Source organism: Olegusella sp. (assembly GCF_057238325.1).
Genome location: NZ_DBHHGF010000012.1, coordinates 1 through 23,132, shown reverse-complemented (window position 1 = coordinate 23,132; position 23,132 = coordinate 1). Strand labels below are relative to the sequence as shown.

16 protein-coding genes are annotated in these 23,132 nt (G+C 50.5%); 13 read left to right on the top strand and 3 right to left on the bottom strand.

Features of this window, described 5'->3' with window-relative positions; all coding sequences use genetic code 11:
- Positions 1-118 precede the first annotated feature (118 nt).
- On the top strand, positions 119-1,312 hold the full coding sequence (locus ACO5JD_RS08175; RefSeq protein ID WP_484989034.1) for a phosphoglycerate kinase: 1,194 nt from the start codon (positions 119-121) through the stop codon (positions 1,310-1,312).
- A complete protein-coding gene (gene tpiA / locus ACO5JD_RS08170) occupies positions 1,305-2,069 on the top strand; it encodes a triose-phosphate isomerase (RefSeq protein ID WP_484989032.1) in 765 nt (254 codons plus the stop codon). The genes ACO5JD_RS08175 and tpiA overlap by 8 nt, the downstream gene beginning before the upstream one ends.
- Positions 2,070-2,588: 519 nt before the next feature.
- Here the strand turns inward: tpiA and ACO5JD_RS08165 are convergent.
- Positions 2,589-3,821 carry an IS110 family RNA-guided transposase gene (locus ACO5JD_RS08165; protein WP_484989030.1) on the bottom strand — a complete coding sequence of 411 codons (1,233 nt, stop codon included), beginning with the start codon at positions 3,819-3,821 and terminating at the stop codon, positions 2,589-2,591.
- A gap of 929 nt (positions 3,822-4,750) precedes the next feature.
- Between ACO5JD_RS08165 and ACO5JD_RS08160 the strand changes: the two genes are divergently transcribed.
- The 7 genes from ACO5JD_RS08160 to ACO5JD_RS08130 all read left to right on the top strand — a co-directional run bounded on the left by ACO5JD_RS08160 (position 4,751) and on the right by ACO5JD_RS08130 (position 14,568).
- Positions 4,751-6,169, top strand: a complete 1,419-nt coding sequence (locus ACO5JD_RS08160; RefSeq protein ID WP_484989028.1) for an efflux RND transporter periplasmic adaptor subunit — start codon at positions 4,751-4,753, stop codon at positions 6,167-6,169.
- On the top strand, positions 6,166-7,104 hold the full coding sequence (locus ACO5JD_RS08155; RefSeq protein ID WP_021625723.1) for an ABC transporter ATP-binding protein: 939 nt from the start codon (positions 6,166-6,168) through the stop codon (positions 7,102-7,104). Before ACO5JD_RS08160 ends, ACO5JD_RS08155 begins: the two co-directional genes overlap by 4 nt.
- A 17-nt stretch (positions 7,105-7,121) precedes the next feature.
- Complete coding sequence (locus ACO5JD_RS08150) at positions 7,122-8,981, top strand: efflux RND transporter periplasmic adaptor subunit (RefSeq protein ID WP_484989026.1); 1,860 nt, start codon at positions 7,122-7,124, stop codon at positions 8,979-8,981.
- Positions 8,982-8,989: 8 nt separating this feature from the next.
- Positions 8,990-10,282 carry an ABC transporter permease gene (locus ACO5JD_RS08145; RefSeq protein ID WP_484989024.1) on the top strand — a complete coding sequence of 431 codons (1,293 nt, stop codon included), beginning with the start codon at positions 8,990-8,992 and terminating at the stop codon, positions 10,280-10,282.
- 171 nt (positions 10,283-10,453) lie between these two features.
- The gene (aspS, locus tag ACO5JD_RS08140; protein ID WP_484989022.1) at positions 10,454-12,250 is read left to right on the top strand and encodes an aspartate--tRNA ligase; all 1,797 of its coding nucleotides are present in this window, start codon (positions 10,454-10,456) and stop codon (positions 12,248-12,250) included.
- 31 nt (positions 12,251-12,281) lie between these two features.
- Positions 12,282-13,049, top strand: coding sequence for a prepilin peptidase (locus ACO5JD_RS08135; protein WP_484989020.1), 768 nt, complete (start codon positions 12,282-12,284; stop codon positions 13,047-13,049).
- A gap of 181 nt (positions 13,050-13,230) precedes the next feature.
- Entirely contained in the window at positions 13,231-14,568 is a 1,338-nt protein-coding gene (locus ACO5JD_RS08130) for a coiled-coil domain-containing protein (protein WP_156894151.1), read from the top strand.
- Between the two features lie 361 nt (positions 14,569-14,929).
- On the opposite strand, the gene ACO5JD_RS08125 is transcribed toward ACO5JD_RS08130, so the two are convergent.
- Complete coding sequence (locus ACO5JD_RS08125; protein ID WP_484989018.1) at positions 14,930-16,408, bottom strand: C69 family dipeptidase; 1,479 nt, start codon at positions 16,406-16,408, stop codon at positions 14,930-14,932.
- A 202-nt stretch (positions 16,409-16,610) separates the two neighbouring features.
- On the opposite strand from ACO5JD_RS08125, the gene ACO5JD_RS08120 reads away from it, so the two are divergent.
- The 3 genes from ACO5JD_RS08120 (at position 16,611) to ACO5JD_RS08110 (ending at position 20,235) form a co-directional block, all read left to right on the top strand.
- Entirely contained in the window at positions 16,611-16,814 is a 204-nt protein-coding gene (locus tag ACO5JD_RS08120; protein ID WP_021625714.1) for a cold-shock protein, read from the top strand.
- A gap of 728 nt (positions 16,815-17,542) precedes the next feature.
- A complete protein-coding gene (locus ACO5JD_RS08115; RefSeq protein ID WP_484989016.1) occupies positions 17,543-18,691 on the top strand; it encodes a coiled-coil domain-containing protein in 1,149 nt (382 codons plus the stop codon).
- Between the two features lie 128 nt (positions 18,692-18,819).
- Positions 18,820-20,235 (top strand): Sapep family Mn(2+)-dependent dipeptidase, encoded by a 1,416-nt coding sequence (locus ACO5JD_RS08110; RefSeq protein WP_484989014.1) that lies wholly within the window; start codon positions 18,820-18,822, stop codon positions 20,233-20,235.
- A gap of 204 nt (positions 20,236-20,439) precedes the next feature.
- Here ACO5JD_RS08110 and ACO5JD_RS08105 read toward each other — a convergent pair whose 3' ends face one another.
- A complete protein-coding gene (locus ACO5JD_RS08105; protein ID WP_484989012.1) occupies positions 20,440-21,108 on the bottom strand; it encodes an HAD family hydrolase in 669 nt (222 codons plus the stop codon).
- Between the two features lie 292 nt (positions 21,109-21,400).
- On the opposite strand from ACO5JD_RS08105, the gene ACO5JD_RS08100 reads away from it, so the two are divergent.
- Positions 21,401-22,816 carry a Sapep family Mn(2+)-dependent dipeptidase gene (locus ACO5JD_RS08100; RefSeq protein WP_484989010.1) on the top strand — a complete coding sequence of 472 codons (1,416 nt, stop codon included), beginning with the start codon at positions 21,401-21,403 and terminating at the stop codon, positions 22,814-22,816.
- Positions 22,817-23,132: the final 316 nt, after the last annotated feature.

Sequence of the window (23,132 nt, the reverse complement as noted above, 5' to 3'; positions counted from 1 at the left end):
AGCAATGGGCGCGGTGCAGCTTTCGGGCCGCTCCGCGCCCTTTTTTTAAGAGGAAATATTGGACGTGCGTCCAAGCCCTTGCATGGCTTTAGTCGCACCAGTACAAAAAGGAGCATCTATGGCATTTACCAAGAAGACCGTCCGTGATATTGATGTTAAGGGCAAGAAGGTTCTGATGCGCGTTGACTTCAACGTGCCTCTAAAGGATGGTGTTGTCACTGACGACACCCGTGTTCGCGCTGCTATTCCTACCATTCAGTATCTCAAGGAGCAGGGCGCTGGTATTATTTTGATGAGTCACCTTGGTCGCCCCAAGGGAGACGGTCCTGAGCCTGAGCTTTCGCTCAAGCCTGCAGCTGACAAGCTTGCTGAGCTCACGGGCTTTGATGTCAAGTTTGTTGCTGATACCTATGGCGATGAAGCTGCAGCAGCATGCGCAGCTGTCAAACCTGGTGACATCATCGTTCTTGAAAATGTTCGCTTCCTCAAGGCTGAGAAGAAAAACGACCCCGAGGTTGCAAAGAAGCTTGCCTCTTACGCTGACATCTTTGTTCTCGATGCTTTTGGTACAGCCCACCGTGCACAGGGTTCCGTTGTTGGTCCGGCTGCTTATCTGCCTGCCGTTGCCGGCTTCCTGCTTGAAAAAGAGGTCGATACTCTGACCTCCATCTTTGCCGATCCCGAGCGTCCCTTTGTTGCTATCGTTGGTGGATCTAAAGTTTCCTCCAAGATTGGCGTTCTTGACCACCTGATTGACTCTGCTGATACGCTCATCATCGGTGGTGGTATGGCTTATACCTTCTTCCTTGCCAAGGGTTATAAGACAGTTGGCACTTCTTTGAAGGAACTCGATTGGGTTGAGCCTGCAGCCAAGATGCTTGAGAAGGCCGAGGCCAAGGGCTGCAAGATTTTGCTTCCTATCGATAATGTCGTTGCCGACCATTTTGGTGAAGATGCAACGGGCGAAATTGTTGCTTCTGATGCTATTCCCGAAGATCGCATGGGTATGGATATTGGCCCCGAGACTATCGAGCTGTACTGCGATGCTGTTAAGGCCGCAAAGACCGTCTTTTGGAATGGCCCCATGGGTGTCTTTGAGATGGATCAGTTTGCAAAGGGTACCGAGGCTGTTGCTCGCGCCATTGCAGATTCTGAGTGCACATCTATCATCGGTGGTGGCGACTCTGTTGCCGCTATCAACAAGTTCAACCTTGCTGACAAGATGAGCTGGATTTCCACGGGCGGTGGCGCCTCGATGGAGCTCGTTGAAGGCAAGGCTCTTCCTGGAGTGGAGGCGCTTCTCGATGCGTAAAAGGATGATTGCTGGCAACTGGAAAATGAATATGACCTACACCGAGGGCGTTGTCCTCGCACAAGGTCTTGCTCGTGAGCTTGAGGGTGGCACGGGCAACGTGGACGTTGTCGTTTGCACTCCTGCTGTTGACCTCAAGGGTGTTTCTGAGGTCATTGAGCACGAGTCTGCTCCCTTTGCCCTCGGCGGACAGAATGTCTATTGGGAGGAGAAAGGCGCCTATACGGGCGAGACCGCTCCCAACATGCTGGAATCCGTTGGCGCTACCTACTGCGTCATTGGTCACTCTGAGCGTCGCGGCTACTTTGGTGAGACCGATGAGGATATCAATCGCAAAGCTAATGCTCTGATGGCTCACAATATTGTGCCCATCAGCTGTTGTGGTGAGTCTCTTGAGATTCGCGAGGCTGGCACCCACGTTGCCTTCGTCGTTGACCAGATCAAAAAGGACACTGAGGGTCTCGAGATTACCGATCCCTCCAAGTATGTCATTGCTTACGAGCCTATCTGGGCCATCGGCACTGGCAAGACTGCTACCGCTGATGATGCTCAGGAAGTTTGCGGTGCAATCCGTGAGACCTTGACCGAGATTTTTGGCAAGGAAATTGCTGATAGTATCCGCATTCTCTATGGTGGTTCGGCAAAGCCCGATAACGTAGCTGGTTTCTTGGAGAAGCAAGACGTTGATGGCGCGCTCGTTGGCGGCGCATCTCTTAAGGCTGATAGCTTTGCCGCTATGGTCAAGGCCGCAATGTAAGTAGCGTTGTGCTGACATCTGGCGCTGCTACGCAGCGCCGCTTGTCTTGCTTGCATAGCGTTGTATGGTGGTATCCAAGCCTCGTTGCTTTGTGCGGCGAGGCTTTTTGCCTATCTGGAATATAGGCAAAAATGTGTGTCTGGTTTGCCCTCATAACCCCACATATGTTCATCGTCCTGTCAATGGGCAATATCTTGCCGGCCCCCAGATAGCTAGTCCGGGGGCTGGCTTTCCTCACCTCTGCCGCCGGGGCCGCGAGCGTGTCCTTAGGTTCGGGGCGTTGTCCCGATGACTCGGATGCTCGATGCGATCCATTCACAGATTCGCGGCTACCCTTAAGGTTGCGGGGCCCGCAGTACGATTCTCTTCGGCGTGGGCGGTGTCGCAGACGGTGCCTTTCGGCTTTCAGTCAGGTATCGCGCATGGCCGGACCACAGCCCGGCTGCGCATGGGGTTTTCGCGATTCGCCCCGTGCATCGTGGCCTGCGGCGGGCGGAGGGGATGGATATGGTTTTCGGCTCACGCCGCCGCGAGCTCCTTGCGAACCTGCAGGCCGATTCGCCAGATCCACCGAATCTGCTCGCCGACGATTGCGACGCGCGCAGTGTTGGGGTGCTTTCCGTTCTCGACGAGGTGCCTGTAACGCGCACGCAGACGCACATCCGCCTCGCGGGCGAGCCTCGTCACTTCCGCAGACACCTCGTGGCCGGCGCGCTGTTTTTTCGGAGGGGATGTTCGCCTAGATATGGACGCGTTTCCCTCGACGAGGGAGCGCCTGAGATGGGAGCTGCCCTCCTTGGTGATGGCACCCTGACGTCTGCTGTCGCCGGTCGTGTTCTCAGCGGGCGTGCAACCTATCCACTGTGAGACCTTCCGCCCGCTGCGGAACCGTGAGAAGTCACCAAACTCGGAGACCGCCAGAAAGGCGGTGGGGATCGCAACGCCCTTCAGCATGCACAACGCATCGACGTAGGGTTTCCACCTCGGCTTCTCCGTCTCTTCGGCGACGGCCTTGCGGAACTCGCGGTCCCTGGACTCGAGGGCATCGAGGTCCTTAAGCATCATGCCCAGCGTCCGCTGCGACAGCGGGTCCCCCAGGTCAGCGGATCGGACCCATTTCCTGTAAGCGACCGTCCAGACCCCCTTCGGTCTCCCGGACGGTGTCTTCTCGTTCCAAACGAAGCCATGCTTGAGCAGTAGGGCCTGAATCTTTTGCTTCTTGGCCCTCACGGCACGACTAGCAGCATCGGCTGCGCGAACCAGGTCTCGCGCCCCCTCTACGTCGCGGTCGGGCACCCAGACGTAGGACACCTTGCTTGCGGGGTTCCATATTTCACTTAAGATCACGCCGGCATCAGCCTTGTCGTTCTTGTGCCGCCGGTCCCTAGAAGACCTCGGCAGCGTCGTGACGGCGATGATATCGCAGGCCACACCCGCCTCTCGCAGGAACCTGCACAGCTCGAAGCCAGTGCAGCCTGATTCGTAAACGCACCTGACGGGACCGGGCAGCGTTTTCACCCAAGCGGCGAGGTCCGCTTCCATTCCCTCGCCGGAAAACCGCTTGGACCAATATTCTCCAGTGTCTGCCCTCAACGCCTTGCTGTGACGCTCCTTGCGTGCACGTCCATTCCGACTTGAGTGGTATACTCGCTCATCGGGAAGCCCCTTCTCTTTGTGGCTCTGGCAGCCGGTTTGCAGGAACAGATCAGATGCTAACCCACGGCTAAGCGCAACGGGGCTTCCTTCCTGCATTCCGGATTGCTCGAGCCCGGCCCTACGATGAACATATCGTCAGGCAGACAATAAAGCCCCGTGCTCAAAGTTGCTCAAAATGAGCCATTTCCCTATTTCGGCAGCGCCTGCCTGCCAAACGCCACAAAGCGTTTCATCCAGCATGGCTCTGCTTGCCAAACGCCACAGATTCTTTCAAGCAGAGCGGCTCTGCTTGCCAAAAGCCACAAACGCCACGTTCTGTTTCAGAAAAAATGTCAAAAGCCACATATCTCTTCATCAGCCTTTACGTTTGCGCAGGTAAATTTTTTGTGCGTGAAATAGAACGTGGCTTTTGGCAAAAAAAGTGAAGTAGAACGTGGCGTTTGGCACATGATGTGAAACCAAGTGGTGTTTGTCAGCATGAAACCAAGTGTGGCGTTTGCATTCTCACGTAGATGCATAACCAAAAGACCCACTTTCCTTATCCCCTAGCAAAATGGTTCACCGTTTATCATCCCATCTGCAAAAGGTTCATCGTTCCCCATTCCGTCTAGAAAAGGTTCGTTTTCATTTTTGAGCGAAAAGACAACAGGGCGTTGGGCAGTGATGAATTAGGAACCTAATTTCTTTCAATCTGATGAATCGTGAACCCAGATGAAGGCAAGCAAAGCATATTTGGAATGGAATATCACTGAACCAAGCAGCGCACGTTGATGATTGCTGCATGTTGCATATGGTGCATACATATACAACATGTGCAATAACACAATCATGGCTGTACAAGCTGGAATGTGTTCCGTCTGCTGAAGAAATTGCTTGCAGGAACCATAAGCTAACATTAATTTTTCTTAATATCAGACCTTTTATTACAAACTGTGACACTTTCGCCGACTACATGCCTTGCCAGCACTTCAATGACTCTTTAGCATCTAACAGGGAAGATGTGGGTATGGAGAATGAGGCACATCATGGATTTGGGAAAGACTACTAACCATGGTTTGGGTGGTTTTAAAAACCTGCCACGTAAACGCTTTGCTGCCATCATCGCGGTAGCGGCCGTGTTTGCGTTGGTGGTGATATTTTTTGTTATACGTTCATGTGCGAGCGCGCCAGGAGATGCAGTCTATGTGCAGTCAGTTGCAAATGTCAACATTGCTGCCGCCGATGCCCAAGTAGGACGCTATCCGGGTGTTGTTGAATCAGCGGGATCACAAAAGGTAAGTTTTGACAACGAGCGCACTCTTGACAAGGTTTCTGTCAAAGTAGGCGATCATGTCAAAGCAGGTCAGGTGCTTTTTAGCTATGACACAACTTCCCTCAAGCTCACAGCTGAAAAAACTCAGATTGAAATAGACCGTCTAGATCAGACCATTGCAAATAGTAGTGAGCAAATTAGTCAGCTCCAAAAGCAGGCAAATAATTCCTCGGGTGATGAGCGTCTTGATGCACTTGCACAAATTGGACAGCTTCAGGCTGATATTGCTCAAGCTCAGTACGACAAGAAAACTAAAACAGCCGAGCTTGAGCGTCTTCGGGCAAGCATCAAAGATCCTTCGGTCAAAGCTGAAATTTCCGGCACCATTGAGAAAATCGATATGAACGTTATTTCTGGATCGGGTCAGAATAACGGTGATGCAACTCCTACTGCAGACGAGGGCAATGATGACAACGGTGGCAGCGGATCAGCTAATGGTGACAGCGCTTTTATCACCATTCTTGCTGATGGTGATTTTCGTGTAAAAACCGTTGCAAATGAGCAGGGCATCGGTTCTATTTCCAATGGTATGGAAGTTATCGTGCGTTCTCGTGTGGACACTACCCAGACTTGGAAGGGCAAGGTTGGCAGCATTGATTCCAAGCCTCAAACGAGTAATAAAAATGAAGGCATGGAGGGCGGTAATGGAGGCGAAGCTTCCAAGTACAGCTTTTACGTTAACCTCAGTGTTTCAAAGGGCTTGATGCTTGGTCAGCATGTGACGGTTGAGCCCGACCAGGGCCAGGCAGGCAACCTCAAAGGTATCTGGATTGATATGGGCTGGATTGTGACTGAAGGCGACAAGTCCTTTGTGTGGGTCACAGATCACGAAGGAGGCAAACTCACTCGCCGAGAAATCAAGATTGGTGAGAAGAACGATGAGCTTGCAGCCGTACAGGTACGTGAAGGCTTGAGCAACAGCGATTTTATTGCGTGGCCAGCTGATAATTGCAAAGAAGGTGCTCCTACAACAACCGAGATGGTTATTCCTGAGCCGGGTGATGGGCAGGGCTCTGGTGGTAGCTCTGAGCAAGGAGGCGGACAAAACAACCCTGGGCAAAACGGCAATGGTAGTGAAGAGCCTTCTGTAACGCCTTATGCTGGTTCTGCGGCAGATGGTGATGACAAATGAGTGCAGCACATCTCTCAACGCGCATTTTAGCAACGGGCGATCAGAGCCATAAGTCGCATAAGCTTTCAGCTTTGCCGACCATAGCCCCCGGTTCTGCTTTAAAGCCTCTTGAGACGGGTGACTTGACGCCAACAACAAAGGCGGTTTTGCCCGTAAATTTGCCGGTTATTAACGCCAACAATCAGGCAGATGACCTTGAAGACACCAATTCTTTGCGCATTAAGCAGACTTCATCAGAGCCATTGACGTTATCGGGGAAGCATCTGCTTGACCTTCGTGACGTCTTTAAGACATATGGTATTGGTGAGATGGAAGTGCCCGTCTTGCACAATATCAATCTGACAGTAGATGATGGTGAATACGTTGCTATTATGGGCCCTTCTGGCTCGGGTAAGTCTACATTAATGAATATCATCGGCTGTCTCGACGTGGTAACAAAGGGCACGTATTTGCTTGATGGCACAGACGTTTCCAATCTCAGCGATGATGCGCAGGCGCAGTTTCGCAATCGTACCATTGGTTTTGTCTTTCAAAATTTCAATTTGATGCCACGCGAAACTGCTGTAGAAAATGTTGCACTACCCATGATATATGCAGGTATTGGCCGCGCGGAGCGTCGCGAACGAGCCTACAAGGCGCTTGAACGCGTAGGTCTTGCCGATCGTGCAGAGTTTTTACCAACCAAGCTTTCTGGTGGTCAGTGTCAGCGCGTTGCTATTGCACGTGCCATTGTGATGCATCCTCGTCTGTTGCTTGCTGATGAGCCAACAGGAGCTCTGGATTCAGTTTCGGGAAAGCAAGTTATGGAACTTTTTGCCGAACTTAATGCCTCGGGTATGGCTGTTGTGATGATTACTCATGATCCTACTATTGCCAATCATGCCCAGAGGATTTGTCATATAGTCGATGGTCAACTTGCGGATGGTGCGCTATGAGCGGAAAACTGCAACCAATGACAAAACAAAAGCGTGCTTTCACCATCACGGGCGTTGTGGTACTCATCTGTGCGCTGATAGTAGGCGTCATCCTGCTTATTCGTAACTTTACTCGCAAGCCCGTTGAGGTGTTTCCTGTCTCAAATATCAACAATGGCATGGTTGATGACGGCGGTACGCTCTCTGGTCAAGTCGCTCAGGGTGACGTTCAGACGCTCAAGCTTTTGGAGGCTCCTCTTGAATCCATCAAGGTCAAGGAGGGGAGCAAAGTTAAGGTTGGCGATGTGCTGGCAACCTTTGATATGACGCAGGTTAAACTCACCAAGCTATCGCACAAAGCACGCCTAGGCGCTGTCGAAAGCGAACTTCGTCGAGCAAAGCGTGAGCTCGCACGCGTATCCAATTTGACGCCTGCTCCCGAAGATGGTGGGGGTGGCGGCGGTGGCGGCGGCGAGGAGCCAAGGGTTAAAAGGATAGATCATGGTGAGCTTCCTTTTGTAGATAAGCTAACTCCCAAGAGTAAGTCTGCTACCGAAGGGAAAAACGTAGAGTACTACGTCGAGGCTACAGGTGGTGCGAGCCTGTACGATTTACTTTACTTTGTAAAGCCAGACACAGTGATTACCTCTGATTTTCTCAAGATGCTTAAAGAACAAAACAAAACCTGTGAGTTGCGTCTCTTTACTATTGGTGATGACAAGAAACCCGTCCGTTGTGGTAGCTGGGTTTTGGTAGGTTCTTTGCTGCCTGCAGAGACTGCTGATAGTTCGAGCCAAACTGAAGAGGGCACTGGTACAGGCACTGGCACTGGTACAGGTACAGGCACAGGCACTGGCACGGGTACGGGCACTGGCACGGGTACTGAAGATAACAGTGCAGGTGCAGATGAGGGTTCTGCTTCTGAAAATACTAACAATGAGTCTACGCCTGGCACTCAAAAAAATGATGCATATGCTGACTGGCGTGCGGGCGCAGGCATTATTAGCAAGGATGGCAAGACTCTAGAAAAAAACCCCAAAGTTGTGCGTAACTGCGGCGTTTTTGTTTCTATGCCTCCCCTTGTTTATGAGCGCTTTGAGGAAGTACCACTGGAAGATGACGATAACGACGGTGGTAAGGCGCCCGAGGAACAGTCTTATACGCGCGAGGAAATCGACAATATGATTCGCGAGCAAAAGAAGGCTGTCGAAACTGCAAGTTTGAATGTGCGTGATGCACGTATCGCCGTTCAACAGGATGAACTTATCAATGATAAGGGTGAAGTACAGGCAAAAATTGCAGGTACGGTGACTAAGGTTGCTAACCCAAAAAAGATCCGTAAAGGGGATACCTTGCTTTCGGTACAGGGTAAAGCAGCATATAGCGTGACGATTTATGTTGATGAACTTTCACGTAACTCTATCCAGATAGGTGATACCTATCGCATCAATACGTATCAGTCTGGTGCTTCGGGTATAGCTCATGTCAAAAAAGTTGGTACGGTACCTGCGCCAAGCGGACAGTATGCTTCGGGCAATCCATCCAATACGTTTTATCCGATAACTTGTGAAGTCACCGAACTCGATGACCCCTCTATGAGTTTTGAGGTGGGCGAGGGCTGCGATGTGAGGAAGTCTACGGACGAAGACGAGGGCGATATTATCAGCCTAGACAAAATGTACATCCGAAATGATAAGGATGGTTACTACGTAATGGCTGCAAATCCGCAGGGTAGGCTCGAACGTCGCAGCATAAAGATTGGACAGATATACTGGGGCAGCATCATTGAGGTCAAGGATGGTTTGACTCAAGATGACAAAATTGCATTCCCCTATGGTCGAGATGTAGTTGAGGGCGCGCCGACCAAAAAAGTCGATAGCCCCAGCATGGACTTTTAGGGGGAGCCATGATTGAAAATCTGCGCATTTCCCTTCGAGGCATTTGGTCGCACAAGCTTCGTAGTTTGCTTACTATGCTTGGCATTATTATCGGTATCGCGGCGATTATCTCGATTGTCTCCACTATTGAAGGCACCAACGAGCAGATCAAGCGCAACCTCGTAGGTTCTGGTACGAATGCCGTTGCGATTATAGCGACTCTGGATGGCAATTCGCTGGAATATGGTATTGATAATCTTCCTGTGGGCACTCCTATGCTCGACGAGGATGTCAAGCAGGAGCTTACTGGTATTGATGGTGCCACCCGTGCGTCTTTTTATCGCAAGTTGAACTATGCTCCCGACGTGTATTTCCTCAATACCTCGCTGGACTCGACTGCAATTGCGGGCATTGACGAAGATTATCTCGAGACGGCGGGCTTATCTATTATTGCAGGGCGCGGTATTGCCGCTCACGATATGAGTGGTCAGCGTATTTGCTTGATTGACAAATCAGTGTTGCGCGCAGCTTTTAATGGGGTCAATCCGTTGGGTAAAACAATTGATATTGCGGGTGAGCCTTTTGTAGTTGCTGGTGTAGTTGCCCCAACATCGAATTTTGAGCCAACCATCGAAACCATATCTGATTACTACATGTATGCCAACACGGGTGGCGGTGTAATTTATATTCCCAATACACTGTGGCCAACTATTTCCAAGTACGACGTGCCCATGTCTGCCTTAGTACGTGCTGCATCGACCGATGATATGGGTAGGGTGGGCAAGAAGGCTGCGGATCTGCTTAACAAAAAAGTTGGCGCCAATACCCAAGCTACCCCCAAGGAAAAAGACGAGAAAAACGGTAGCGGTGGCGGACTTAGCTATCAAGCGGTAGATGTAACCGAGCAGACTCGAAAGCTGCAGCAGTTGGCGAGTTCCACTAATGCCATGCTTATTGGTGTCGCTTCGATTTCGCTCATTGTTGGTGGTATTGGTGTTATGAACATCATGTTGGTTTCGGTTACTGAGCGTACACGCGAGATTGGACTGAAGAAGGCCTTGGGTGCGCGTCGCCGTACCATCCTGATACAATTTTTGACTGAAGCGGTCATGCTGTCAGGCATTGGTGGCTTGTTTGGCGTGATTGTGGGCTTTATTTTGTCGCATGTGATTTCGGCACTCGCGGGACTGCCTGTGGTTATTAGTGCACCAGCAGTCTTGGTTGCGGTGGTATTTTCCATGGTTGTGGGTGTGGTCTTTGGCATCATGCCTTCGATGAAAGCAGCTCGCTTGAGCCCCATCGATGCTCTCCGTTATGAGTAGTGTCTGCTGGATATATTTTTGTGAGTAGGGTTGGAATACAAACTTGCCGCGCTTCTACTGTGTCTACGCTGCTACCATGAGAGTCCGTGTTTTGCAGTGCAGTCTACACTGTAGGGCCGTCTGCTGATCTGCGCCCGTACGGCACGGGGCGCGAGAGACGAGAGGATTTTGATGAGCAAATTTAGCATGCATACTCACAGCTGTGGAGAGTTACGTCGCGAGAACATCGGCGAGCAGGTTACCCTTACGGGCTGGGTGTGGCACCGCCGAGACCATGGTGGCATGGTTTTTATTGATTTGCGTGACCGTGAGGGTTTGACGCAAATATCTTTTGATCCTGATCACGCCGATGGTGTGCCTTTTCATGTGGCTGAGAAGGTTCGTCTGGAGTGGCCTGTTTTGGTGCGTGGTGTTGTGCGTAGTCGCGGTACCATGGCAAATCCCAATCTCGCTACTGGCGATATCGAGATTCTTGTTGATGAGATGCTGGTGCTGAATTCTTCACAGACGCCCCCTTTCCCCATTGAAGATGATGGCGATACTGCTGAAGACATTCGTCTGCGTTACCGCTACCTTGATATTCGTCGTCCTGTAATGACAAAAAACCTGCGCTTGCGTTCAGACTTTGCCTTTGCGGTTCGTGAGGCTTTCCATAAGCATGATTTTGTTGAGGTTGAGACACCTGCGCTCTTCAAATCGACGCCTGAGGGAGCTCGAGATTTTCTTGTACCCAGTCGTACTCAGCCGGGTCACTTTTATGCGCTACCTCAATCGCCGCAGCTGCTTAAGCAGCTGCTTATGGTGGGTGGCATTGAGCGCTACTACCAAGTGGCAAAGTGCTTCCGTGACGAAGATTTGCGTGCTGACCGTCAGCCCGAATTCACCCAGATCGACGTCGAAATGAGTTTTGTCGAGCAGGACGATGTGATGGGCTTGGCTGAAGAAGTGATGCATGATGCGCTCGCTGCGGTGGGCGTTGATTTGCCCCTGCCTATGCGCCGCATTTCTTATTGGGATGCTATGGACACGTATGGCTCCGACAAACCTGACACTCGTTTTGGCATGGAAATTCATGATGTAACAAGCATCTTTACAAACTGTAAGTTCAAAGTCTTTTCATCTGCTGCAAATACCGAAGGGGAGTACGTTAAGTGCATCAATGCCAAGGGTGCAGGCTCTTGGGCACGCTCCAAAATTGACAAGCTCGAGCCCATTGCACGGAGCTTTGGTGCAAAAGGTCTTGCTTGGGTTGCCTTCCGTCCTGACGGCACGGTAAATAGTCCAGTTGCAAAATTTTTCTCGGACGAGGAAATCATGGCGCTTAAGGCCGAGATGGACGTTGTAGCTGGTGACTTGATTTTGTTTGCAGCCACCAAGCGTCTAGAAGCCGATGAGATTTTGGGCGGCATCCGTACTCATATGGCAGCTGCATTGGAGCTCCCCCGTGAGGGTCACGATTTCCTCTGGGTTGTCGATTTTCCGCTCTTTCATTGGGATGAGGATCGTCAGGTCTGTGCTGCTGAGCATCAACCCTTTACTCAACCCCTTGAAGAGGATATTGAACGCCTAGATAGCGACCCTTTGTCTGTTGGCTCACATACCTTTGACTTTGTAATGGATGGTTTTGAAGCTGGCGGTGGCGGCATGCGTATTCATGATGCCGAGCTGCAAATGCGTATTCTCAAGATGCTAGGCTTTACCGAAGAGCGTGCACGCGAGCAGTTTGGCTTCCTCATGGAAGCTTTGACCTTTGGTGCGCCTCCTATGGGCGGTTTTGCTTTGGGTCTCGATCGTGTGTGCATGCTACTTGCGGGTGCCGATTCTATTCGTGAGGTTATGGCCTTCCCCAAGACAACTTCAGGGTCTGACCTCATGAGTGCTGCTCCAAGCATGGTGAGTGAGCGCCAGCTTTCTGAGCTTGGTCTGGAAGTTTTACCGAAGGTTAAGGAAGAAGAGCTACAAAAGTAATTTGTACGATATAAGAAGGAGCGGAAGCTCTATGACTGAGCCGTTAGCTTGGGTGCAGATGGTTGTGCTTGCACTGGTGCTGGGCTTTGTTATGGTGCGCCCGCTCCTTTTTTGTGCACGCAGCTTATTGACGCGTGCGTATCAAAGCGGTGCAGCGGAGGCAGTAGAAAAGATAGACGCCCTGGGTGGCGCTACGTTTGCTATGGTGACATTGAGAGCAGCATGTAGTTTGCTATATCTGCTGCTTTTGTGGCGCTATGGCTTTACGAGTGAAGCCCTCGAACTGCTTGTCTTTGTGAGTTCCTTGCTTGTACTGACGCTGACAGATCTTGTGGCGTACTACATTCCCAATGAGTGTTTGCTTGTCGCGCTGGTCGCGCGGCTATTGTATCTGTTGGGCGAGGGGCTGGCAGGTAGGGTAGATTTTGGTGTGCTAGGTACTGCTTGTCTCGACGCAGTTATAGTTGCCGCTCCGCTGCTTGTCCTTGTGTTGTTGATGGACTTGCTGTTAAGGCGTCCCAGTATGGGTGGGGGAGACCTCAAGCTTTTTGCATTGGCAGGGTTTTATTTTGGTTGGCAGCGCTGTATCCTACTTGTTTTGATTGCGTGTATTTTGGGTATTGGCTTCTCATTTGTGTGGGGAATGCGAAAAAACAAGCCTGTCGCTGTCTTTTTATGCTCCATAAGCCCAAAGCCTACAGCTGACTTTCCCTTCGGCCCTGCCATTGCGGCATCGTGCTTTGTGATTGCCCTGCTAGGAGACGAATTTTTGATTTGGACGATGAGCTTTTTTAGCTAGTTTTATCGCTTGTACGGAATTGTTTTTCGCTAAAAACTCATCCTGTAATGAATCAAAAGCTGCTCGAATGGATAAACTGCTGCCATTGACTGTTTTTGGGTGCACGCTACCCATCGACTGCTGTAGTGCTATCATGAGGGACTACATATGCCAAGCAAATACAGCACAAACGGAGGTAGGCTTGGAAACGCGTAAGCACAAGCGCAATGGCGCTTATTCTTTTAACCCAGACCGCATGAATACCCCTGCAGATGATGCTGCTGATATGTCGGGTGAGTCTACCTTCACTCGTCGTGATGCTCTGCGTATGCTGCTAGGTGCTGGTATTGGTACGGCTCTGCTTCCCACGGCAGCGTTTGCTGTGGACAAGACCAAGGTCAACGAAGCTCAGGATGCTCTGGATGACGCGCAGGCAAAATATGACCAAGTGAATTCTCAGCTCGATATGCTCGGCGATGAGTTTGAGGAGTTGGCACAGCAGCAGTCTACGACGCTCAGCCAGATTGAAGAGACTTCACGTCAAATTGATGACACCAAGACAAAAGTGAGCGATACCCAAAAACGTATTGACGATACGCAAAAAGACATTGTTAAGCGCCAAGCTGAGCTTGACTCCAAAAAAGAGGTGCTCGCGGCTCGCGTTGCGGGTGCGTACAAGTCTGGTGGACGTGACTTTTTGTCAGTACTTATGAGCTCTGCTTCCTTTGAGGATCTTATTTCCAACGTTTACTATCTCGACAAAATCAGTGAGTCTGATGCGGCGATGATTGAGGATGTCAAGGAGGCAAAAGAGACACTAGATCGCAAAAAGGCTGGACTTGAGGAAGATAAAACCAAGCTGCAAGAGCAGCAAAAGTCCTTGGAGCAGCAGAAATCCGACCTTGATGCACTCAGCCAGACTCAAAAGCAACAGCTTGAGGATATGCGCGCAAAGCAAAACGAGGTGCAAAAAACTCTCGATGGTTTGTCTGGTGAAGTTGCTGACTTGATGAAGAAGCGCGACGCCGAAATTATGGACTACAATGCGGCGCGTCAGGCTGAGAAGGAAGCAGCAAGAAAAGCGGCTGCGAACAGCAATCCTGGTAGCAGTAATGCGGGATCGCATATTTCTAAGGGTGGCGGTCAGTCTTCAGCCTCTACGGGCTCACAGGCCGCTATTGTGAATGCTTGCCACAGCGTTGGTTCGCCTGGTGCAGGTTACTGTGCTATGTGGGTGTCTCTGGTGTTCCAGCGCGCGGGTTATGGCTACATTGGTGGCGATGCATGTGACATGTATAACGCCTATTGCACCAGCTCTAGTAAATCCAACCTCAAAGTAGGCATGATTGTAGCCGTCTCGTCGCATCCCCATACGCGTGCGGGTCGTATTTATGGTCATATTGGTATCTATATCGGCGGCGGTATGATGATGGACAACATTGGCTACATTCGTACCGAGAGCGTTGATGAGTGGATTTCGTTCTATGGTCAGACAGTGACGCCGCGCTGGGGCTGGGCTGGCAACATAGTCTTGAGCTAAGGTTAATGCTGCCATTCACGTGTGCGCTGCTTCCCAAACAGTATGGTCATTGTCCCAGGCGTGCAAATAGTACGAGCTGCTGCTCGACCTCCGCAAATGGTTCAAGCTTCTGATCAACCTCCACAGATGGTTCAAGCTTCTGATCAACCTCCACAGATGGTTCAACCTTCTGCCCAACCTCCACAGATGGTTCAACCTTCGGTGTTAACGACCACAAATGCGCAGGTCATTTTTTTCGCAAGTCCGAAGGATGAACCATCTGTAGAAGCAGACTTTGTAGAAGCGAACTCTGTAGAAGCGAACCTATATAAGCGCATATAAACACGGGTAAGTATGCCCTTATGTCACAAATATGAGGGTGTTAACCGTCGTTACGCGAGAAGCCGTTGGTCATGTGTAGGCTGGCAGTATCCAACACAGTTGCGAGCAACTTGTTGGTTTCCTCGCGAACGACATTGGCAATTGCATCGTTGGTCTGCTCGCGGATCTGCTCGTCAGCTTCGTCTTCAACCTCGTAAATCAGCGCAAGAGCACGGGCCGGCACTGCTTGCTGATAGCGCTCAATAAGCGGTGCGCAGTCGTAGAAGTGTGCATCGGCCATAGCGGCAATCAAACGATTTGCCCAGTAAAAAGACTCAGTACTGACCGTGGAGCTAGTGTTGGAGAAGTACTCAGGTGTTCTGCTGACTCCCACAAACTGAGGAACGATAGCGTTGAAGACATTAGAGCCAAATGCGAGCCAATGAATTGCACGACTGGCCTCAGGACCGTCAGTGCGGAGCTGCAAAATAGATAACTCACTGGTGCGGTTGATGCCAACGGGGCGGTACATACGGCGCTGCGCTGGATCGCCTCCACGTCCGTACGGGTCATATGGTGTGCCCTGATAGTGGCGGGAAAGCAGATCTTTAACGTCGGCGACGGTGAGTTTGCGCTCAGGGTTTACTGCCCAAGGAATGTCATCGCTTTCGGGGGTAAACTCAACATCAGGTCCTACCCACAATGCTCCGTGAGGTGTAAGTATGTGTTGCATATCCCAAGCACGTGGCGTGTTGTATGCGTGGTCGGCATCGGAGTGCGACCCAAAAGCGTAACGGGGATTGAACTGGCCATCCAGCGAAAGATCTAGGTGATTTGCCGATACAAACTCGCGTAAATCTTCACTGCAAAGGAAATTTGTACCCTCTCCAAAGGCGTCTTCCATATCAAAAAAGTCGATACCCAATTGATTGGGCATTGTAACGACACAATCGTCGGGAACACGGACAGCAATCCAATGGTGACCACCGATAGTTTCGAGCCACCAAATCTCGTTAGCGTCTGAAAATGCAATGCCGTTCATTTCGTAGGTGCCATATTCGCTAAGCAGAGCACCAAGGCGGACAACACCTTCTCGAGCACTGCGGATATAAGGCAGCACACAGGTAACAAAATCTTCTTCACCAAGACCGCCTGCAAGCTCGGGAATGTAATCAACCTCACCTTCGGTGCCTACGGCAGGGATGAGCTCCACTAGTGGGTCAGCCGCAAGTACAAGCTCGTTGGTGGTGATCGTCTCTGTAGCGTTCATTGCGACATTAGCATCGTTAATACCAGCGGCAGCCCAAATGCCACCGCCCTCGATGGCTTCGGGGGTTGAGCTGTAACGCAGGGGATTGTCGGGTAGTTCTACTTCCACATGGCTGATGACCGAGCGGTAATGACGAGGTTGGTCTTCGGGGTTGAAAATGACAAATTTTTTGGGATTCCACTCGCCGTTGCAAGAATCCTCATTGCGTCCGACGAGCGTCGAGCCGTCGTAGCTCGCTGCTTTTCCTACAAGCAAAGTCGTGCAGGACATGTTGCCTCCTTTTGTCCAAAGCTGCGAACGTTATAGTGTGCATTTAGCAGTCTATATGTGCCGTCAGCGGATTGTTGGCATAAAAATACTTGTTTTGAGGTACTATAACCCTTGTGTCGCGCAGGACATCTGCTCGACATGGTATCGCGCGAAAAGCGCAGCGTTTATAGCGCCGTAAAGGCGCACGAAGGAAAGGCACGTCATGGCACAGGGTACTGTTAAGTGGTTCAACCCCGACAAGGGCTACGGCTTCATCTCTCGCGAGGATGGCGACGACCTGTTCGTCCATTACAGCGAGATCAAGATGGACGGTTTCAAGACTCTCGATGAGGGTCAGGCTGTCGAGTTTGATATCACCACTGGTCAGAATGGTAAGCTCCAGGCTTCCAACGTCACCAAGGCATAGTTTCCCGCTGCGTTTAGCAGCTGAAGCAAAAGCTTGAGAGGGGTCCGAAAGGGTCCCTCTTTTTTTGTGTAGGAGATGTTTGCAGAGGCGATTTCGGGCCTTTCATAGGCGGTTTCGTATGTCTTTCTCAGACGGTTCACAATGTGCCCTTTCGCCTGCAGGCGGTTCAAAAAGCACCCTTTTATCCGCATCGGGTTCAATATGCGCCCTCGCGCCAATTTTTACCTGGGCATTCTTCGGCGGTTTGGTACGGTTTTGAACCGCCTGCGGAAAAGTGACTACAACGGGTTCAAAAAGCACCCTTTTGCATCGGGTTCAATAAGCGCCCTTGCGAAAATTTTTATCTGGGGTTGGGGGTACGGTTTTGAACCGTCTGCAAGTTGAAAAGACGGTTTTGAACCGTCTGCAAGTTGAGGAGACGCTTTTGAACCCGTTGTGGGGAAGCAGGACATGACAGGACGTGGCTTCCCCTAACCCCCAAAGCTGACTTGTGCCAAATTCCTGCAGTTATTGGTTGGCGTTTGGCGTATGGGCTTCTCTCGGGTAAAATCTCGAAAGTTACGTGGGATCTGTAGCTTGCTTAACAGCTGTTGCGGCCCACCAAAAGAAGGGTTTTTTATTTGCAAGACACGTCGTCGTCTTGGTCTTGGGCGGCAAAGCACTACTTGAGAGACAAGACGTACCTCCGCTTATGCGGCCAAAAGGTGCGCAGAAGAAGGGACTTTAGCGTGCAGCAAAGGCAGGCAGCAACTGGTCGACAAGCAAACAAGATTCTCGCACTTGCACTTGCGGGTACTTTGTTTGCATTCTCAATGCCGGCTGTTCTTCCCAGTGTCGCACACGCTGCTGGCAAAGATGACATCGCCTCTATTGCCAAGCGTATCGAGAAGGCAAACGATGACTATGACGCCGCGGTCAAGAAAGTTGAAGACGTCAAGGAGCGCATGAGCGAGGTCCAAGGTCGCATTGACACGATCACCGCCAAACTCCCTGAGCAGCGTGAAAAGTCTGCAAGCTCTATGCGCGTTCTTTACAAGTTCCAGCAGTCCCGCGGCGGCTTGATTGATTTAGTACTTTCTTCTGATGATTTTTCGAGTCTGTTGTCGACTCTTCAATATCTCAATATCATTTCGGACAAAAATACCGATGAAATTAGTTCTTTGGTAGAGATGCAAAATGAGCTTGAAGTGGCTCAGACAAGTCTCAAAGCTGAAAAAGCAGAGGCCGAGAAAGCCCGTCAAAAAGCAGCAGATGCCTTGAATGCAGCCGAGGAAGCTCGTGCTGAGGCAGAGGCTCGCGCGGCCGAGCAGGCAAAGGAAGAGGCGGCAGCCCGCGAGGCAGCTCTTGCCGAGGCAAAAAAGGCTGAGTCCGAAAATAAAACCTTTAAGACCGCTAGTGGCAACGAAGCTAAGGTTAGCTCCAACACCAAAAAAGAAGAGTCAGCTCCTGCAAAAGTTGAGCACAACAAGTCTGCGGTCGAAACTGGGGATGGCAACAAAGAAAGCAGCGGTTCTTCTTCGTCTGACTCTGTTGACTCCTGGGCCGCACGCATTGATGCCTACCTTGCAGGTTCGCCGCTTGCCGGTCAGGGTAGAACCTTCGCCGCAGCTGCCCTGCGCTATGGTGTTGACCCTCGCTGGTCGCCGGCAATTTCATGCATCGAATCCAGCAAAGGTGCTGCTTGCTTTAAGCCACATAATGCCTGGGGCTGGGGTAGTTCCAGCTGGGGTAGCTGGGAAGAAGCTATCAATGCTCATGTTGCCGGCCTCGCGAGTGGCTATGGCTATACCATCTCACTAAGCGCAGCAAAGAAGTATTGTCCGCCCAATTACTCTTTCTGGTATTCTTCCGTCTCCTCTGAGATGGCAAGCATCTAAGCCAAATAGGTGTTTAAACTAAACTAGATTGACGCGCGAGTATCCGCTGCGATAGGTCTGGGTTGTCGACTCCTTTTGCTTCGTTTTGCTCCGCGCAAAAATGTGAGTATGGAGGTCGGGAGGCCTAGATGATTGATGAACAATTCAAGCAGAACGTTGATGCTTTTGTAGATGAAGTTTGGGAAGACGTTGTTGCTGATATCCGCAGGCTCGTGCGTATCCGTTCTGTCGAGGATCGCGCTGCTGCAAAGCCTGGCATACCTTGGGGTCCTGCTTCCCATGAGGCACTGGTAGTAGGCCTCGGAATTGCCGATCGCTTGGGCTTGGACGCACACGAGTGCGAAGGTTATTTGGGCTACGCAGACCTTATTGGTGAATCGGACAAGCAAATCGCCACTATTGCCCATACTGATGTTGTGCCCGAGGGCTTGGGTTGGACCTTTCCTCCTTTTGATGTTTCTCGTAAGGAGGGTTGCCTAGTTGGTCGTGGTGTTTTGGACGACAAGGGTCCCTGCGTGTTATCGCTTTATGCTGCTCACTATTTTGCGCGTGAGGTTCAACGTACAGGCAAGAAGCTCCCGTATACTCTGCGTTGCATCGTGGGCAACAATGAAGAGACCAGTATGAAAGACCTTGACTGGTATCTTGAGCGCTACCCCATGCCCGAATTTGCGTTTTCGCCTGATGCAGAATTTCCGCTGATTTGTGGTGAGAAGGGCCTGTATTCAGGAACTTTTTGCTCGGGCAAGATCGCAGGTGGCATCATCGTTGAGCTTGATGGTGGTACGGTTGGTAATGCAATTCCTGGTCGCGCGACTGCTGTAGTCAGGTGTGTAGCAAGTGAGTTGCCTGAAGCCGATAACATCGATATTGAGGCGGCGGGGGATAGTCAGGCACTCATTACTGCTCATGGCAAGGGCGGTCATGCTTCTATGCCTGCCGGTACCATCAATGCAATTGCTTTGCTTGTTGATTACTTGTTAGAGCAAAACCTATGCTCTGATGAGGAGCGTGTCTTCCTCGAGATGGAGCACATACTGCTTGCGACGACCGATGGCTCTTCGGTGGGCGTTGCCAGTGAAGATGATAAGTTCGGGCCACTGACGCTCATTGGCGGCACAGTGCGCACGGAGAATGGCTGCTTTGTACAAACGGTTGATTCACGCTTCCCAACTAGCACAACGGGCGAAAGCATTACCGAAACGCTTAGCACCTTTGGAGCTAAATATGGCTGCAGTTACGCTGAGGGTCGCAATGTTACGCCTTTTTATGTTGACCCTGAGCTGCCCGAAATTCGTTGCTTGTTGGATACCTATGAAGAGTATAGCGGACGTGAAGGCAAGGCCTTTACCATTGGCGGTGGTACCTATGCGCGCCACTTTGCCCGTGGAGCTGCCTTTGGTCCTTGGGATCCAGCCGATCCTGTACCCGAATGGGCAGGCCCTGAGCATGGTCCCGATGAGGCAATTCCTGAGGCCAGCCTTAAGCGCGCGCTCAAAATTTACATCGTGAGCATTGCTCGTCTGATGGAGCTCGAACTCTAAAAGTTTGCTTATGTCACAGATGGTTCAAACTTCGAGTTCAACAACCACCAAACCGCAGATAAATTTTTCTCCGAACTCGAGGAATGAACCATCTGTGGAAGCTATTGTGTTCTGTGGAAGCAATTGTATTTTATGAAAGCAGCTGCATTTTATGGAAGCAGATTCGCTTTATCTGTCGCTTCAAGCGAGGCTTGGGGCGACATTTTATGCCAGATTAATATCCTGCCAGTCGGGCAAAAAAATATCTGCGAGTTGTGTTACGACCTGCTCGTCTTGCATGGGGTCATTACTGGCAACAGCGCAGGTCAACATCCCAATACTATGAGCAGAACGAATGCCTGCAGCAAGATCTTCGAACACAATACAGTTAGCGGGGGCAACACCAAGCCGGCGAGCCGCTTCGAGGTAAATGTCGGGATGATCCTTGGGATGTGCCACTTCCTTCCCGTAAACTCGCTGGTCAAAAAGGCTGCGCACATCAATATGGCGACATGATTCTAATACCTCAGCATCGTTTACTGTTGCCAATGCACAGGGGATGCCCTGCTTTCTTAGGGCTTCGATATAGGCTTGGGCGCCTGGCCGCAAATGCACACGACTGTGATAGAGTGCCTTACCCAACCGGTTCCATTCATCACAAATTTCATCGACAGTTTCGCGCAGACCAAAACGCTCGATGGTATAGCGTGCGCCCGCCTGGAAACCCATCATTGAGAGCATTCTCTGGTACTCAAGATCAACCTCAATACCGCGTGAACCTAAAAATATCTGATCAACCTCATGCCAGATGGAGTGCGTTTCAGCAATTGTTCCATCAAAATCAAAAATTGCACCTGCAAATTCTGCTGGCCAAAGTCGTTTATCTACTGCCATCTATTTACCGTCCTGCGCGGGATATGTTGTTGTCTTTGGCATTCTAAAGGAGTCTATGGCTTATGCTGCAGTTCAAGTGCAGACACATACTACTATTTCATGCAAGTTAGCCTCATGTGTCTTTTGTGCATGACTCTCTGCATAAATTGTGTATGCCCAAAGACTCTACCAGCAAACTTTAGCCGTCTACCGAGCCACTAAGCGCTTTGCCGCTTTGTTTCTATCTGGTGATATTAAACGCTAAACTAGCAATGGTTATGCAATCAAATTAGCTTCGGCAGAAAGGACTGTCATGGCAGACGAACAGGTCAAGCAGGACGCGCGCGCTTATATTGAGCGCGAGTGGGAGAACATTGTTGCTGATGTTGCTACCCTTGTCAGTATTCGTTCCGTTGAGGATATGGAGCATGCTACCGAGGGCATGCCGTATGGCCCCAAGCCCTACGAGGCTTTGTGCGCTGCATGCGATATTGCAGAACGTATGGGTTTTGATACTCACAATTGTGACGGCCATATTGCTTATGCAGATATTCCTGGCGCTTCCAAAAAGCAGCTCGCTCTTATTGGTCATACCGATATCGTGCCCGAAGGCACTGGTTGGACCTTCCCGCCCTTTGAAGTCACCCGTAAGGATGGCTATATGATTGGTCGCGGTGTTCTTGATGACAAGGGTCCTCTGGTTATGGGTATGTATGCAGCCAAGTTCTTCAAAGAGCAGGCTGACAAGACTGGAGAGCCTCTGCCTTATACCATCCGTTGCATCATCGGCAACAATGAAGAGACCGATATGCGTGACGTGGAGTGGTATATCGAGAACTTCGAGCAGCCCGCGTTCCTCTTTACTCCCGATGCAGACTTCCCTGTAATTTGTGGCGAAAAGGGTGGTTATTCTGCCACCATTCGTCCCAACAAGGCAATTGCCGACCAGATTGTAAGCTTTGAGGGTGGCACTGCTGGCAACGCTGTTCCTGGTCAGGCGATTGCAATCGTACGCGCCGATGCTTCCAAGCTTACCGCTGCCGACCGTATTGAGGTTGAGGACTTGGGTGACGGTACAGTTCGTATCGTAGCTACTGGTATCGGTGCTCATGCCTCCACACCCGAGGGTTCTGTAAACGCAATTCTCGTTCTTGTTGATTATCTCTTGGAGAATGGTATTGGTAGCGAGGCAGAGCGTCGCTTCCTTGAGCTTGATCATAAGGTACTTTGCACTACTGATGGCTCTTCTATGGGCTTTGCTTCCCGTGATGAGATGTTTGGTCCTCTGACTTGCATTGGTGGTACCATCCGCACCAAGGACGGTATGTTTGAACAGACCATCGACTCTCGTTATCCGACCTCTATTAGCTCAGATGAAATTAGCGCTGCCATTGAGAAGGTTCTTGCTGATTACGACGCTAATCTCACTGTGGATCTTGATATGCCAACCTTCTATATCAAGCCCGATAATCCCGCAATTCAGACCTGCGTGGACACGTACAACGAGTACACTGGTCGCGATTCCAAGGCTTATGTTATCGGTGGAGGTACCTATGCGCGTCACTTCAAGTGTGCCTGCGCCTTTGGTCCCAATGACCCCGCCTTCCCGATGCCCGACTGGATTGGCGCTGAGCACTCTGCCGATGAAGGTTTCTCTGAGGAGCAGTTCAAGAAGGCTTTGGAGATTTACATCGTTGCAATGTCTCGCCTTATGAAGCTTGACCTCTAAGCTCTGCTTGTACATGTATGGCTTTAGGCATCAGGCTTTTTGGTCTGATGCCTTTTTTATATAAGCAGTTAGGTATTTGTACACTCGAAGTATGGTAGAAAACTCTCGCCGCATCGTACATAAAAGAATAATTTATAGCAAATATGCAATAAATATGTCCCCATTTAAGATATATAAAAAGTTAAAGCACTTTAATCATCATATAAAGAAAAAGATTAAGAATATTAAGACGCAAATTATAAGCTTTATATTTGTTTTTAGTTTTACTTAAGAATATGATTATGCGTGAGTTCAGTCAAAAAAATAATAAAGTATA